The sequence below is a fragment of the Legionella waltersii genome, assembly GCF_001468085.1.
Classification (GTDB): Bacteria; Pseudomonadota; Gammaproteobacteria; order Legionellales; family Legionellaceae; genus Legionella; species Legionella waltersii.
The window spans coordinates 33,529-48,883 of record NZ_LNZB01000041.1 but is presented as its reverse complement, the minus strand read 5'-3'; the positions used below and the strand labels follow the sequence as shown (position 1 = coordinate 48,883).

Below are 15,355 nucleotides of genomic sequence, written 5' to 3'. Positions count from 1 at the left end.
CATGACCTTAATTGACAGTGTGCAAAGGAGCCAGGCTACAGATCCAAATAGATCCTTCATCGTTCAAGCTCCTGCTGGTTCAGGAAAAACAGAAATACTGACCCAGCGGTTTTTACGCTTGCTGGGCACTGTGAGTAATCCAGAGCAAATTATCGCATTAACGTTTACTCGTAAAGCAGCTAGCGAAATGCGAGAACGAATCATTTTAGCTCTCAACCAAGCAGCAGAAAATGCAATCGCAGCAAGTCAGCACCAACAAACTACTTTGGATTTTGCTAAACAAGCTTTGAAGCAAAACAAGCATTATCAATGGAATCTATTACAACAGCCAAATCGATTAAGAATAATAACCATTGATTCTTTGTGCCAAAGCATTAATCAAGCTATTCCGCTGTATGAAAAACAAATAGCCTATGCAGAGATTAGTGATACATCATTTATCCATTACAATCAGGCAGCTCGAAATTGTTTAGACCACTCTCTTAACACTAAAGAGTACCAAGAAGCCATCAAAACACTTCTGCTGCATGTGGATAATAAACAAGACCATTTAATCTCTCTTTTTGAATCTTTGTTATCCCAACGAGATCAATGGTTATCATTGCTATTCCATGCCAAAGAACAAGAAAAGTCAACTTTTGAGACAGCCCTTCGTCTTATAGAGCAACACGAATTAGCGCGCCTAAAGAATAGCTTGCCGTCCGAGTTAGCCAAGGAATTAATCGAACTATGTCGAACAATGGCTGACATTGAAAATAACCCTGAATCACCCAGATACCGTCTAAAAGACTGGTATGGGATTGAACAGTTAAGCCAAGAGTTTGCGATTGCATTGAGCAAATTAATATTAGGGAGTGATAAACAACTACGCAAGTCTTTTGATCATCATGTTGGCTTATCAAAAAAGGATTGCACCCCAGAAGAATATCAACACTTGAAACTAGCAAGTACAGATCTACTTAACCAGTTACAACAGTATCCAAATTTTATAACGTCGTTAATCCAAGTGACTAAGCTCCCTAGACCAGAGTATGATGAGGAACAATGGAAAGTTCTGCAATCATTATTTGTATTGCTGCCACTCTTAACAGGGTTTCTACACCTTTCATTTAGTGATAAAAATGAAATCGATTTTACTGCTGTATCCCAACAGGCTCTAAATGCACTTGGTACAGAAGAGCACCCGACTGATTTAGCACTGTATCTTGACCATGCTATCCATCACCTTCTTATCGATGAGTTTCAGGATACGTCAATTACTCAATTTGAATTATTAAACAAACTGGTTCAAGGTTGGAGTCCAGGGGATGGCAAAACCTTATTTATCGTGGGCGATCCCATGCAGTCTATCTATCGCTTTCGTCAAGCCGAGGTTGGCCTATTCTTTCGCGCTAAGGAACAAGGAATAGGTCCGATCTCCTTAGAATTTCTCCAATTAAGCTGCAACTTTCGCTCAACAGCAACCATAATCAATTGGGTGAATCAACAGTTTGATCACATTTTTCCAAAACAATTTGATATAGAATCTGGAGCTGTATCATTTCATGCATCGGTTCATGTATTAGAGAGTAATGATGCAAGTTATATAAAAGCGCTGCAATTCGCTAATCGTGATCAAGAGGCTAAACAACTCATTGAAATTGTACGTCATGAATTAGGCACTCATCCTGAAAAGAATATTGCAATACTGGTTCGCTCCAGAACTCAACTGCCAGATATCATTCAAGCATTACGAGAAAACAATATCCCCTACCAAGGAACTGAGATTGATTTGCTTAGTCATTTAACACACCTACGTGATGTTTGGTCAATTGCTCAAGCCTTACTATTCCCTGGAAACCGATTAACCTGGCTTGCAAGCCTTCATGGTCCTTATTGTGGGCTTGCTCTTAAAGATATTCAATGGATAGCGGAGTATAATACTAAAAAATCCATCTATTCCAATTTATTGAACTTAGAACAGATTAATGAATTAAGTGAAGAGGGACGCTTACGAGCTAGTTATTTTATTCAAGTCATGCATACCGCACTCTCTCAACGGTATCAAAACCGACTATCAGATTGGATTCGGAGCACCTTAGCAAACTTCCTTTATCAAGACATTCTAGAACCAAAACAATTACTCGACCTAGAACAACTATGGATGTTAATCGATAAGTATGAAGAAGATGGTCGAATCGCCAACTTTAGTGAATTTACCAGTGAGTTGGAAAAATTATACTCCAAACAAGTTACTCCTTCTCCTTTACAAATCATGACTATCCATAAATCAAAAGGACTTGAGTTTGATACTGTCATACTACCAGGCATAGGGTCACAAGCACCAAGAGGAGAATCTCCACTACTTCGCTGGTTAAGGTTACCCACAAAGGAGCAGGGAGAACTATTATTGTTTTCACCCATCAAAGGAGCTCATCAGGAAAATTGCTCTTTATATGATTATTTACAAGATCTGGATGATGAAAAATCATTGTATGAAGCCCAGAGACTTCTCTACGTTGCAGTCACAAGAGCAAAATCTAAACTCTATTTATTGGATAGTTCTAACAAGTCCTATCAGACTGCCTTTCGACATTTATTGAAGACGCATGAATTTTTGAAGTTTGATGAATCGGAAATAGACAAAGCTCAAGAATTTGCTTGGCCTAAACTGGAAAAACTTCCAATTGAGTATTATGAAAAAGGAAAATCACTCATTGAAGTTACGTTAAATGAACCCAGTCTCCTAACTTCAGGCATACCAAGAATAATAGGTATTGTTACCCACCAACTCATGAAATGGATCTGCGATCATCATCCCTTGTCTATTGAACAAGTCCCATGGAATTGGTTGCGTACCGAATTTACCCAGCTTGGATTCAATGAAGTAATGACTGAAAATGCTATCAATAGTATTAGGACTCAAATCATTGGTGTATTTTCAACTGATAGAGGATTATGGATTATCCAAGAACATCACAATGAACACAATGAATATGAGTTATTGGTGGAGCAAGACGGTAAACTACTGACACGAATTATTGACAGAACCTTTGATGAGAATAGCATCCGATGGATTATTGATTTTAAGACTGGTAAAGAAGATCAAAGCAGCCTTGAGAAACATAAGATTCAGCTCAATCAATATGGCAAATACCTTAGAGAAGAGACCACACTACCTATTCGCTGTGGTTTGTACTATATGTCAAGTGGACATTGGCTAGATTGGGAATACAATTACTGATCATTTTTTCGCTGTTCGTCCAATAGAAGCTGAGTTATCATTAAGCATTAATTAATTACCGATTTCCAACTATGTCATTACCTACAACAATTTCTCAGCGTATTGAAACCATTAAAGACCCTATTTTGAATCTGTCATTGTCCGAAATGAATTGCAAATACGAGGTACAGTGTGCAAATGATCAGATTACTGTCTTGATTAACACTGGCTTTCCCAAACAATATTTAGAAGATCAGATCATCCCAACTCTACAATCCATTCTTACAAAAGAATTTCCACACTACACGACCACAATAAGCTGCCAAGAATTCATCAAAGCCCACAAAACGCAAATGGTAGGCAAAGGGTTACGGGGAGTAAAGAACACTATTGCAATTGCATCGGGCAAGGGTGGAGTAGGCAAATCCACCGTTACTGTTAACTTAGCGACTGCTTTAGCGAAACTCGGAGCTCGTGTTGGAATCTTAGACGCCGACATTTATGGACCAAGCATGCCATTAATGCTTGGACAATCAGAAGAAGTCCAAATACAAGACAATTTCTACTTGCCTGTTCATGCCCATGGAGTTCAGGCTATGTCTATAGGCTATTTGACCGACTCTAATCAAGCCCTGATTTGGAGAGGCCCCATGCTTGCTAAGTCCTTGATCCAGATGTTGGATATTACTCTCTGGGATAACCTTGATTATCTTTTTATTGACTTACCCCCTGGTACAGGCGATATACAGCTGACTTTGGTACAGAAAATTCCCCTTACTGCCGCTATTGTTGTTACCACCCCACAAAACGTAGCCACTCTCGATGCTCAGAAGGCCATAACCATGTTTAGTAAAACCAACATTGATGTGCTTGGAGTTATTGAGAACATGTCTATTCACCAATGCAGCGCATGTGGTCATGCAGAGCCTATCTTTGGAGAAGGTGGCGCAGAAGCGCTTTGCAAGGATTACAATTGCTCTTTGTTAGGTCAATTGCCTTTAGCCAGCCAAGTTAGGGAAGACTGTGATGCAGGAATACCTACAGCGACCCTCACCTCTAACAAGCTATCAAATGCCTTCAGAGATACAGCGATGCGTGCGGTCATTGAGTTGAGCAAAAAACCAATCAATTATGCGGATAAATTCCCAAATATAGTTGTGGAATAAGAAGTTGGATTTGTATTATCTTATGTAATAGGATCAGGACTTACGAAAAAACCCAAGCACTTCGTTAAAAGACATTTTTAATTCGGTCATTTAGTACATCTAAACCCCTTCATTAAAAAGTTTTTTTGACCTTGCGGCTTTTCATAAGTCCTGTAGATATCATTTAACACACTAACAATAAATTCATCATGATTCGATTTGTTCTTTTAAAACTATGTTTAATCTTCTCGAGTTTGACATTGGCAGCAACAAACTATCAAGTCGACTTGATTATTTTTGCCAATCCACAATCAAACATTAATGAATCTGCCTTGGATACAACCATTCCTTTTGTAACAGCTCACCAAAATGCCATACCTCTTGGAATAGGCAACAAAACGAACAGCACCTATCAAATTATGTCCCCCACTCTCTCAGGGCTTAAAGACCAAAATTATTTACTCAGTAGACGCTCAAACTATCAAGTGCTCGGTCATTTTTCTTGGAAGCAGCCGGCAAAAAACCAAAGCAAGATCGTGCTTCCGAAAATTGATACCAAAGGATGGCAGATTGAAGGTACTTTAAAGGTCGTGCAAAGTAGTTATTATTCCGTAAATGCCGAACTCCAATGCTCACCACCAAGCTTTCCAGACAAGTCTTTTACTGTATCGCAAACGGCTAGGGTCAAAGGTGGAGAAATGTACTATTTTGACCATCAACACATTGGAATGCTCATTAAAATTCACCCGATTTCATAGCATCATGAACCTGTGCTGTAATGACATCGCTAATGGCACCTAAACACTCTCTTTTAGGGGTGCTTTTTCTCCAATACAGGGCTAAGCAGCGGAGTGGTGCAGGCTTTGCGAAAGGTCTGCATACAAGGTTAGGAGTATTGCTGGTTTTAACCGATAAAGCGGGCAGAAGAGTTACCCCCATTCCAGCTTGAACCATCAATCTTAATGTCTCTAGGCTAGTTGCAGTAAAATCAGCGATATCATTCGCCCGAGCTAATTGGCAAACAGCCATTGCTTGATCACGTAAGCAATGACCTTCTGCTAATAACATAACCCTCTGATTACTTAGATCAGTCATTTGGATAACATCATTTTCAGACAACGAGTTTGCTCTTGAGCAAGCAAAGTAAAACTCCTCTTCATACAACAATCGGTATTCAAAAGAAGCCTCAACTGGGACAGCCATTATTGCAGCATCGATATTGCCATGCTCGAGTTCAGTAATTAAACGATGGGTTTGCTCTTCAATTAACCATATTTTTAACTTTGGAAAAAGATGATTAAGCTCTGACATAACTAAAGGTAATAAATAGGGCGAAACCGTAGGGATAACCCCAAGCCGTAAATCCCCCGAAAATGGATCCGATGATTCTCTTGCTAGATCCTTCATGTCATCTACAAGAAGCAATACTTTTCGAGCCTTCTCCAATAATTGCTTCCCTTGATCGGTTAAGAGCACTTGTTTATTGTTTCTCTCAAACAGAATCACACCTAATGAATCTTCTAACTTTTTGATTTGCATACTAAGGGTAGGTTGACTTACAAAACATCGGTTTGCTGCCTCTCCAAAATGCTTGATTTCTGCAAGAACAACAAAATAATGTAGGTCTCTTAGATTCATTTTGCACCTAAGTCGATGTAGGTAGAACGGTGATTCAACTTATCTTTTGTAACCTATAGCGATTCACTTTACAAGAGATTCACTTTTTAAATTTACACCTGATGCTCAATGCTATATATTTAAACATTTTATATCGCCATCCTATGACTAGTACACAAAACGCACCGATTCAAAGCCGGCAAATCATCCTATGGTTGGTTGGAGTTATGTTTCTCCTCTTTCAATTTTTCTTACAGCTGTCCTCAGGAATTGTGATTGGTGCAATTATGCATGAACAACACCTATCAGCACTTAATGCAGGACTTCTGTCTAGTTCGTTCTATTACGTCTACACAAGCTTGCAAATCCCAGTCGGCATCCTATTTGACCGTTACAACGCTCGTTGGCTGATTACGATTAATGCTTGTCTATGTGCATTAGGTTGTTTCTTATTTGCTTCTGGTGAAAGTTTTGGTCAATTAATCTTAGGACGCCTGGTAATTGGTATGGGTTCTGCTTTTGCGTTTGTTGGTTTAAGTCATCAACTTAGAGAGCATTTCCCGATAAAGCAATACGCTTTCATGATTGGTTTATCTGAAACATTGGGATTTACTCTCACTGTCATTGGAATGATTGGGATGGGATCATTTATAACCCAATTTGGATGGAGGTCATTCATTTATTCAGCTGGGTTTTCTGGTTTTATTATTGCCTTCTTGTGTTGGTTATTCATCCCGAATAGCAAACCCTTGCCGGCAAAACCCATAAACTACGGTGGTCAACTTCTGTCGATCACTAAAAATGGGTTGGCTTGGATTAATGGTTTGTTTGTTTGTCTAGAGTTTTCTGTGATCACTGTATTTTCTGCGATGTGGGCAGTCCCCTTCTTGCAATTAAAAATGAATTGTTCGCTTGAGCAAGCAAGTATCCTAACCTCAATGACTTTGTTGGGTGCTGGCCTTAGTTGTCCTGTATTAGGTTACCTTTCTACGCGCTTAAACAAGCGTAAACCAATAATCCATTTCTCTTGTTTATCAACTGCACTATTGTTGCTAATTTGTCTTTATTCGCCGATTCAAAGCTACTTTACGATGGGTTTACTTCTTTTCACCATTGGTTTGACTTGTGGTGCCTATATGCTCGCTTACTCAATTTCCAACGAACTAGCACCAGCACAATTTTTATCGACATGCACTGGCTTTACTAATACTATTGCAATGCTATCAGCACCGCTTTTACAACCCTTAGTCGGGTATATTCTAGATCTGCTAAACAACAATCACGGTCATTATACGTTAAATGATTATCAAACCGGACTGTTAATCGTTCCATTCGCATTGATCTTGGCCAGTACTTTAGCTTCTTTTTTACCAGAAAAGAAGTAAAAGCCTAGGGAGTATGTTACTGTTTTTCAGCAAGAAGAAGCTACTCTTAGCGATGTCACTCAATTAATTCAAGGTCTTGAATCAGTTGTCTTATCCGTTAGAAAAGAGGCTGGTTGTGACAGTACTAAGATTCCAAGTGATGTGACACCATCATTCAGTAAAGTTGACACGGCATCGCATAAAAAAGGATTAGCGGTATTTGGATTTATGCCTGAACCAAAATCTAACGCATCTGCTTATTTCAGACCAATGCAAAGCAGTGGTCCTGTCAGCAGCAACGCGATTCTCCAATCGTCTAATGCCATTAAATTTTAATTGCAGTAGTCGGCTCCCGTACGGCCCCGGCTCTGAGTAAACTATGGAGCACGGGGACCACATAAGCATGGGGACGGACCCCACTGGGGTCCGTCCCCATGCTTCCACCATACGTCTACCCATACTCCATAGCGCCAACCGGTCCCTGATCGTAATGGAGCAGATAAAATACTTAAACTAAGCAGCGCCCTTAGCAGACTCAGCTGGCTTTGGCACTTCTACTTTCTTAAATTGTTGTTCAGTAACAAAACAAAAATCTTTCGGATCTTTTTTCGAGAACCCTGCAATAGCAATTGGGGAATTTTCTTCTTGCTTTAAAGCATTTATTAATCTTAAGGACAGTTTTGGTAAAGCCACTGATAACAAGCATTGATTATCGGCCTGAGGCTTAACGGATATAAATTGCGACATTTTGACATTATTACCAGCCGCATCTCTCCATACAGCGATTGCGGCTCTAGTCGCATCAGTTTCCTTTAAATTAGCCGAATAAAATCCACTGTTATTGCCCAGTCTACAAAACGTTGTGTGAATACCATGAGCAGTACGTTGGTCTTTGCTGTACCATAATTTAGCAAACCAAGCATTATTACCAGTAACAAACTCTTCTTTATTTGATGTCCCTGTTTGAATATGTCCATTTAACTGGCTAGATTGTGATGCTTGTAACTCAACACCGGGTCGAAGTGTCAGTATTTCATTTTTATTATTGTCTTGTTTCAGCATGTCCACTTTAAAGTTAAATCCTTTATCGTCTTGTGATTTCACTCCAAAAACCCACCGCGAATTAATTGGATTGTAGCGAATAAAGGCTCTGCCTATACGCCAATTCAGTGTGGATGGATCTTGAATCAATTCTTTGCCTTCATAAAATAGAATTAACTGATTGGTCTGACCATCGATTAAAGCTGATTTTGCATAAAATTCGTTCCCCTGTTTTTGCAATTGGAAAAAATACCCGTATTGATCACCACTTTCGTTAGCAACCATTCCAGTAAAAATCCAGCTTGCTACTTGAGGTTCAACGTGTTGAGTCGTTTGTTCCTCGCTCGCTTCATCAGCAGCAAACACTAGTCCATTTACAAAAATACACACTGAAAACAACAAAAACCAAATTCGTTTTGGCATCATTTTAGCAATAACCTTTTAACAGTTGATGTGACCACAATGCATCCCAAAAATCGTCACTTAATCTTGCTTCTACTGGTAAAACACACAGCTTATCTAAATTAAATGATTGACATTTTACTGCATCCTTCTCGGTCATGATGACCAGAGATTCGCGATAGTTTAAATCATATGAAGTAAATTGGTAATGATCTGGGTAAGAATATGCGTTAAATTTTATTCCCATCTTGCTTAATGTCGAATAAAAGCGTTGTGGATTACCTATAGCAGCAACAGCAGCAACCTCCTTCGACAATTGCTCTACACTAAGTTCCTCTTGAGTCGACAGATTAATGATTTTTCCAGGACTTAATTTCATTGAATAAGCGTTTTTCCATTCCCCTTCATTCACAATGACAAAATCGACTTCATTCAAACGACTATCCGATTCACGCAAAGGTCCCGCTGGCAAACAGAGTCTATTACCTAATCCCCTTAAACCATCGATAAGCGCTAACTCAATGGTACGACCCATGCGATAGTGCTGTAAACCATCATCACTGATAACCAACTGTACTGAATGGTGATCCATTAAGTATTGAACAGCAGCGACGCGATCTGGATCAATAACCACAGGACAATTCACCTTCTTGGCTATGAGTAAAGGTTCATCACCTACTTGATCGGCAGAATCGAATCGCTTAACTTCATGTGGAAAATGTTTCATTTGAGCGCCATATCCACGACTAACAATTCCGACCTTAAGCCCCCGATCCAGCATTCTTCTGGCTAGCTCAATAACCAGAGGGGTTTTACCGACACCACCAACAGTGATATTGCCGACAACGATGATGGGTATAGCGAAGTTGCATTGTTTAAACTGTTCCAAATACTGACGTCTAATTGTAATGATTCCTTTATAAATGAGGGAAAAGGGCCACAGGAACCATTTGATGCGACTATTGCCGTACCATATTTTTTCAATTAGAAATGACATTATACAACGACTTCCTCATGACGATTATCAATCTGTTGTACCTTGTACAATTGGCAATAATGACCATTAAGCTCTAGGAGTTCTTGGTGACTACCTTGTTCAACAACACGGCCATGTTGCATGACAATGATCTTATCTACATTTTTTATCGTTGATAGGCGATGAGCAATAACAATACTTGTTCTATTCCTCATCACTTGTTCGAGTGCTTTTTGAATATAGAATTCAGATTCACTGTCCAATGCAGAGGTTGCTTCATCTAAAATTAATAGGGGTGCATCTTTTAGAATAGCTCTTGCAATTGCTATTCGTTGTCTCTGTCCCCCGGACAGAAGAACTCCATTTTCACCAACCCGCGTGTCATAGCCTTCTGGAAGCTGACGGATAAACTCATCCGCATAGGCTAATTTCGCCGCTTGAATGACTTGGTCCCGTGAGATATCTTCACGACCATATGCAATGTTATTAGCAATTGAATCGTTAAATAGTGTGACTTGTTGACTAACTAGAGACATTTGTTCTCTTAAGTTAATTAAGCTGATTTTATCGATGGATATCCCATCTAAATAAATGCTGCCGGAATTTAACTCGTAAAAGCGGGGCAGCAAACTAGCTATGGTCGTTTTACCACTGCCAGAATGACCTACGAGTGCGACTGAAGACCCAGCCTCAATTAAAAAACTCACGTCATGCAATACCGTTTGCCCTTGCCTATACGCATAAGAAACATGCTTAAACTCGATTTCACCACGAGACTTTCTGTCGAGAATTACCCCTTTGTCTGACTCAATGGGTAAATCCAATAAATTAAACACACTCTCTGCTCCAGCCAATCCTCTTTGGATGGTTGCATTCAATGTAGTTAAGGTTTTCATAGGCTTAATTAACTGCAACATGGCCGCCATGATTGCCAAAAACGATCCAGCACTAACCGTTATGACTGCCGATAAATGAATTGCCGCCATGATGATCATGGCAATTCCAATCGCGATAACTAGTTGCACCCCAGAGACATTAATAGCCTTACTCATGGCTACTTTCATGTCATTTTGCCGAGAATGTTCAGTAGCTTGATTGAATTTATTGGTTTCGTACTTTTCACCACCAAAAATGCGCACAACTTGATAGCCCTCAATCGCTTCACTCGCAATTTCAGTGACCTCTCCCATGGTTTTCTGCACACAATGACTAATACGGCGTACACGTTTATTGGTGTAATTTACAATAATACCCACAAATGGCACTGTCACGAGAAACATGAGTGATAACTGCCAGCAAATCACCATCATGACCGTAAGTAGCCCAATAACCAAACACACATTCTGAATAAAATCGGTTAATGCATCCGCACTGACCTGTGCGACCTGTTCCACATCATAGAGAATTTTCGACAACAACTGTCCCGATGTTGCTTCATCGTAATAATCAGCAGGTAAACGTAAAATGTGTGAGAACACCACTTGTCTTAATACTTTAACAACTGAACGTGCAACCCAAGTCATGCAATAGCTACCCAGGGAACTGACTAGTCCCCGCAAAGTAATTCCCACTAAAACAATAAAAGGAATTTTCTTCACAAAATCCAGATCCACGGAAATAAAGCTTTTATCTAAAAAAAACTTAGTAAGATAAGTAAAACCCGCATCAATTCCTGAGTAGAGTATATTAGCTAAAATGCCCAGCACTAACACCAGCCAGAACGGTTTGACATAACTTAGTAAGCGTTTGTACAACACGCTGGTTTTAATGATGTTTGAGTGCTTCATTACTGATTTAGAATAGTGTGGGTAAACGGCCCTTATTGTAACTGGAATTACGCCGGAGTGCCAATAAAACGAAACAATCCAAAATAAGCTCTTACAGGGCTTCTAAATAACTCCCTTCAATTTTCCCTTCGCCCCAGGAATGGGGAGAAGCTTGCACAAAGGGCGGATGGGATGATTGTTCGAAGTTATCTATTTTATGGGGAGCACTGGGTGCTTGAAATGCTTACGAAAAACTCCAATCTCTTCGTTAAATATAGATTTCAATCGGGTCATTTAGTCTATCTAAACTCCCTAGTTTTTTTCACTTTGGTCTGTTTGTTTTTAACCATAGCAAGTTATGAAAACTAATTGACCTTAGTGAAGTTGTTGTTTACTAGTTTCGTCTTCACTTGTCTGAGAATCCGGAGGTGCTGGGGGCGAAATGGCATCACTTCTTAAGTCTGTCACTAATTGTCTCAACCCAACTTGAGTTTGTTTAAATTTCTCGAAATCCTGGGGTGAGGCCCTATTACTCCTTCCTCTAAGGTGGCACGATTCACTAAGTTTAACTGTTTCATGAAGTGATTCAAGATCACTCTCAAGACCTCTCGATTTAATAATTTGCTTCACCGATACCAATTCATCAGAAGGGGTATCCCAAAACCTCTTGGATTTTGAATAATCCTCATCGAATTGTTTTATTTTCATTAATGCTTGGTGTGCCATAGTCCTTTTATCCTCAGGAGCATCCAGGGATCTCTCAATTTTCTGTAGGCTTTTTCTTAGAGTGTTGATATCCGTTAAAAGCTGACCTATCTCTTTAATTTCTTTATAATGACTCTCCCCCCATGATTCCACCTTACCTTTATAAACTGAATATAAATTTGGTTTCTTTTCTATAGTAGGATCGTTATATACTCCTTTTAGATTCGCATAAGAATCATCAAAAAAATCGATTTCTACATCTGGGCCCAGACTTTCAGCCAAGGATTTGTACTGCTCTTCTTTAGTCAGAGGATGTTCACCAAATCGTTTTTTTATAGCCTCCTCATCCTCTTCTATTTCTTTTTTAAATGCTGATATATCAGGGGCTTCCATCCCTAACTCTTTTTGGTTTGAAAACGCTTTGAATAACTTATCCTCGAAGGACTTTAATTTACTTTTATAATACTCCATTGGCTTACCAAAAGCGGTATCCGCTGACGATGATACTTTGATGGGCTTTTTTGGTTTTAGTTCATTTGTTAATGCATCTACAACTTGAGAAGTGGTAATAAGTTCATTACTATTTGAATTTTGCACATAAAAATACCTGTGTTTCAAATTTTCAACCTGAACTTGTCGTGATCTTTGAGAAAATAGAATAATTTGGTCGTAGTTTCCATCTTTCAACTTTTCAACAACTTCTTGATTAAGTTTTCCATTTTTAATGATTGTATCATCAATATCTACAAAAGCTATTCTCTTAGTTTGGGGGCTTTTCTTTGACTTAAACTTAGCAAACATAAATTCTATTTCCTAAATATTAAATTAGTAATTACTACAATTAAATTTAGTTCAATTTTTGCACTATTTCAATTCTCTAATAATTCTCTGATAATTGTCTCTAATAATTGATAAATGACTAGGGTTTTATCGCAGAAAATTACAGACTCTGGTAGAGGTTCCAGATTTTTTGGTGTTTGAAGATGCTTAGTTTAAAATGGAGACATTTCAAACGGGATATTATATTGATGCTTGTCAGATGGTACCTGGCCTATTCTTTGAGTTATCGTGATGTTGAGGAGCTTGCTCTTGAGCGTGGCCTGAAAGTAGATCATTCAACCATTCATCGGTGGCTAATTGAGTGCTCCCCTCTGCTGTGCATACTAGTTTGCGCAATACTAGAAACAATATCACGAATTAAATGAGGGCCCTGATAGATCAAGCCTGTATAGACCTGAACTATAGCAGCCCCGCTTCTTAGTTTTTCTTCAGCAGTTTTCGCACTATGTATACCACCGACACCAATCAAAGTTAGCGCATCTCCAACGTACTCTTTTAGCAAACGCAAACATCTTGTCGACTGATCAAATACTGGTGGGCCACTGAGCCCCCCCTGCTCTTGGCCATGGTGAAGATTCTTTACGGCATCACGGGCAGACGTTGTGTTCGTGGCAATAATCCCTTCAATGCTGGATTGTAAGATAACTTCTGTCATTTCCTTAAGCACCTCGTCAGTTTCATCGGGAGACACTTTGACAACCAAAGGAACGTGTTTCTCATGTTTCTCTGCCAGTTTCTCCTGTTGAGCTTGAAGTCCCGTTAAAAGCGCTGACAAATAGTCCTTTTGCTGAAGTTGACGCAAATCGGGGGTATTTGGTGACGAAATATTAATGGTCACGTAAGAAGCATATTGATAAACCCTTTCTAAGCAATAGGAGTAATCATCTATCGCTTTGTTAAGATCGGTGTCTTTATTTTTACCAATGTTGATTCCTAAAATCCCCTTGTAACGACTCTTTTTTACATTTTCTACGAGAGCATCAACTCCATGATTATTAAATCCCATTCTATTAATAATCGCTTGTGCTTCAGGAAGCCTAAATAACCTAGGTTTTGGATTTCCTTCTTGCGGTCGTGGAGTTACTGTGCCAATTTCAATAAAGGAAAATCCCAGTTTTGCTAAAGCATCGATGTGTTCACCATTTTTATCCAACCCTGCGGCAAGTCCAACCGGATGGGGAAAAACCAGACCCAATGCATGCACAGCTTGACCAATAGGATCGGGAAAAAAACCTTTAGGTACGTAATGAAGTGCATGCAGTGCTAAGCCATGGGCCCTCTCTTCATCAAGATGGAATAAAAATGGTCGTAATAAAGAGTACATCAGGAGCTCCAACTTAAACCACAACAAGACTCCGCATCATCTTGTAAATTTTTAGGTGAAGAACGTCTTTCATCTCGATTTTGTCGTTCAAAGAGGGGTTTGGATGAGCCCTCTTTTGACAAGTCATGTTCGGAATGGGCTTCAACATTTTGATCCCTTTTCCTACTTAATTGACTTAATGGAGAACTTTTAGTAAGCCCGAAATCATCTTCATGTTCAAAGTGAAGCTCTTCGTTGATATCCCCTTGTGGAGAGGTGGCATCATTGTCATTTCTTAAGCAAAGATACGCAGTTGCTCCAGTAACAAGAGCGCTTAAACTAAATCCGGCAGCTGCAAAAGGCAGTGCCAACACCCCTAGAAGCTCGACAGAGGCAGCAAATGGGAACGCTAAAAGCCCAGTGAGCACACCCGCCAAAAAGGTGGGAATTACAGCAAAGGAGACAAGTACGTTTGGAATCAATAAACTCACTCCAGCAGAGGCTAAAGAACTTACCATGAAATTCACCCCTAAACCATAATATCGACTCCAAAAGCTCTTGGTATTTTCATTGTTCTCAGAACTCTCCTCGTCACTTTCAGAGGAGAGTTCCTCGCTTTCATCTTCCAATTCAAAATCACTACTGTCTTCATTGACGTTTTTAGAGTTCATGAATTTGGATGCCAATAGAGTCAAACCAACAACACCTGCCCCAACCAAGGCTCCGACAACACTAAAATAAATGGCAGCCATAGCAAAGGGGGTTAAATTCAGCACACTAATCGCAGCAAATGTAAAAAAAACTCCTACGTACACACCTACTGGAAATGACTCAACTAAAATAGGGGCGATAGGCATTCCAGTTGCAAACCAAACAATCGCTGAAGTAATCCCTATTCCTGAAAGAGATGTTAGTAGATGCTTAACCCAAGTGGGGGATTTTTTTTGTTCATTTGAATCTTTCGCCATTTTAATATTCCTTATTTTTTACATCC

At 39.5% G+C, this 15,355-nt stretch carries 11 protein-coding genes; 4 read left to right on the top strand and 7 right to left on the bottom strand.

Translation table 11 applies throughout. From position 1 onward, the window contains the following. The first annotated feature begins 1 nt into the window (after position 1). The 3 genes from Lwal_RS08885 (at position 2) to Lwal_RS08875 (ending at position 5,105) form a co-directional block, all read left to right on the top strand. Positions 2–3,223, top strand: a complete 3,222-nt coding sequence (locus tag Lwal_RS08885) for a UvrD-helicase domain-containing protein (RefSeq protein ID WP_058480447.1) — start codon at positions 2–4, stop codon at positions 3,221–3,223. A gap of 71 nt (positions 3,224–3,294) precedes the next feature. Beyond that, entirely contained in the window at positions 3,295–4,368 is a 1,074-nt protein-coding gene (gene apbC, locus Lwal_RS08880) for an iron-sulfur cluster carrier protein ApbC (protein WP_058480446.1), read from the top strand. A 188-nt stretch (positions 4,369–4,556) separates the two neighbouring features. Then, on the top strand, positions 4,557–5,105 hold the full coding sequence (locus Lwal_RS08875) for a CsiV family protein (RefSeq protein ID WP_058480445.1): 549 nt from the start codon (positions 4,557–4,559) through the stop codon (positions 5,103–5,105). On the opposite strand, the gene Lwal_RS08870 is transcribed toward Lwal_RS08875, so the two are convergent. Further along, a complete protein-coding gene (locus Lwal_RS08870; protein ID WP_058480444.1) occupies positions 5,083–5,985 on the bottom strand; it encodes a LysR substrate-binding domain-containing protein in 903 nt (300 codons plus the stop codon). The two genes, Lwal_RS08875 and Lwal_RS08870, sit on opposite strands and share 23 nt — an antisense overlap. A gap of 143 nt (positions 5,986–6,128) precedes the next feature. Here Lwal_RS08870 and Lwal_RS08865 point away from each other — a divergent pair, with 143 nt between their 5' ends. After that, positions 6,129–7,349, top strand: coding sequence for an MFS transporter (locus Lwal_RS08865; RefSeq protein ID WP_083500077.1), 1,221 nt, complete (start codon positions 6,129–6,131; stop codon positions 7,347–7,349). A 492-nt stretch (positions 7,350–7,841) separates the two neighbouring features. Here Lwal_RS08865 and Lwal_RS08860 read toward each other — a convergent pair whose 3' ends face one another. The 6 genes from Lwal_RS08860 to Lwal_RS08835 all read right to left on the bottom strand — a co-directional run bounded on the left by Lwal_RS08860 (position 7,842) and on the right by Lwal_RS08835 (position 15,329). Continuing rightward, positions 7,842–8,795, bottom strand: a complete 954-nt coding sequence (locus Lwal_RS08860; RefSeq protein ID WP_058480443.1) for a hypothetical protein — start codon at positions 8,793–8,795, stop codon at positions 7,842–7,844. 1 nt (position 8,796) lies between these two features. Next, positions 8,797–9,768: a tetraacyldisaccharide 4'-kinase gene (gene lpxK / locus Lwal_RS08855; RefSeq protein WP_058480442.1), complete on the bottom strand. Its 972-nt coding sequence runs from the start codon at positions 9,766–9,768 to the stop codon at positions 8,797–8,799. Beyond that, a complete protein-coding gene (msbA, locus tag Lwal_RS08850; RefSeq protein WP_058480441.1) occupies positions 9,768–11,534 on the bottom strand; it encodes a lipid A export permease/ATP-binding protein MsbA in 1,767 nt (588 codons plus the stop codon). Before msbA ends, lpxK begins: the two co-directional genes overlap by 1 nt. 354 nt (positions 11,535–11,888) lie before the next feature. Further along, entirely contained in the window at positions 11,889–13,019 is a 1,131-nt protein-coding gene (locus tag Lwal_RS08845; protein WP_058480440.1) for a hypothetical protein, read from the bottom strand. 322 nt (positions 13,020–13,341) lie between these two features. Beyond that, positions 13,342–14,382, bottom strand: a complete 1,041-nt coding sequence (locus tag Lwal_RS08840; protein WP_058480439.1) for a quinone-dependent dihydroorotate dehydrogenase — start codon at positions 14,380–14,382, stop codon at positions 13,342–13,344. After that, complete coding sequence (locus Lwal_RS08835; protein ID WP_058480438.1) at positions 14,382–15,329, bottom strand: ECF transporter S component family protein; 948 nt, start codon at positions 15,327–15,329, stop codon at positions 14,382–14,384. The genes Lwal_RS08840 and Lwal_RS08835 overlap by 1 nt, the downstream gene beginning before the upstream one ends. Between the last annotated feature and the right edge of the window lie 26 nt (positions 15,330–15,355).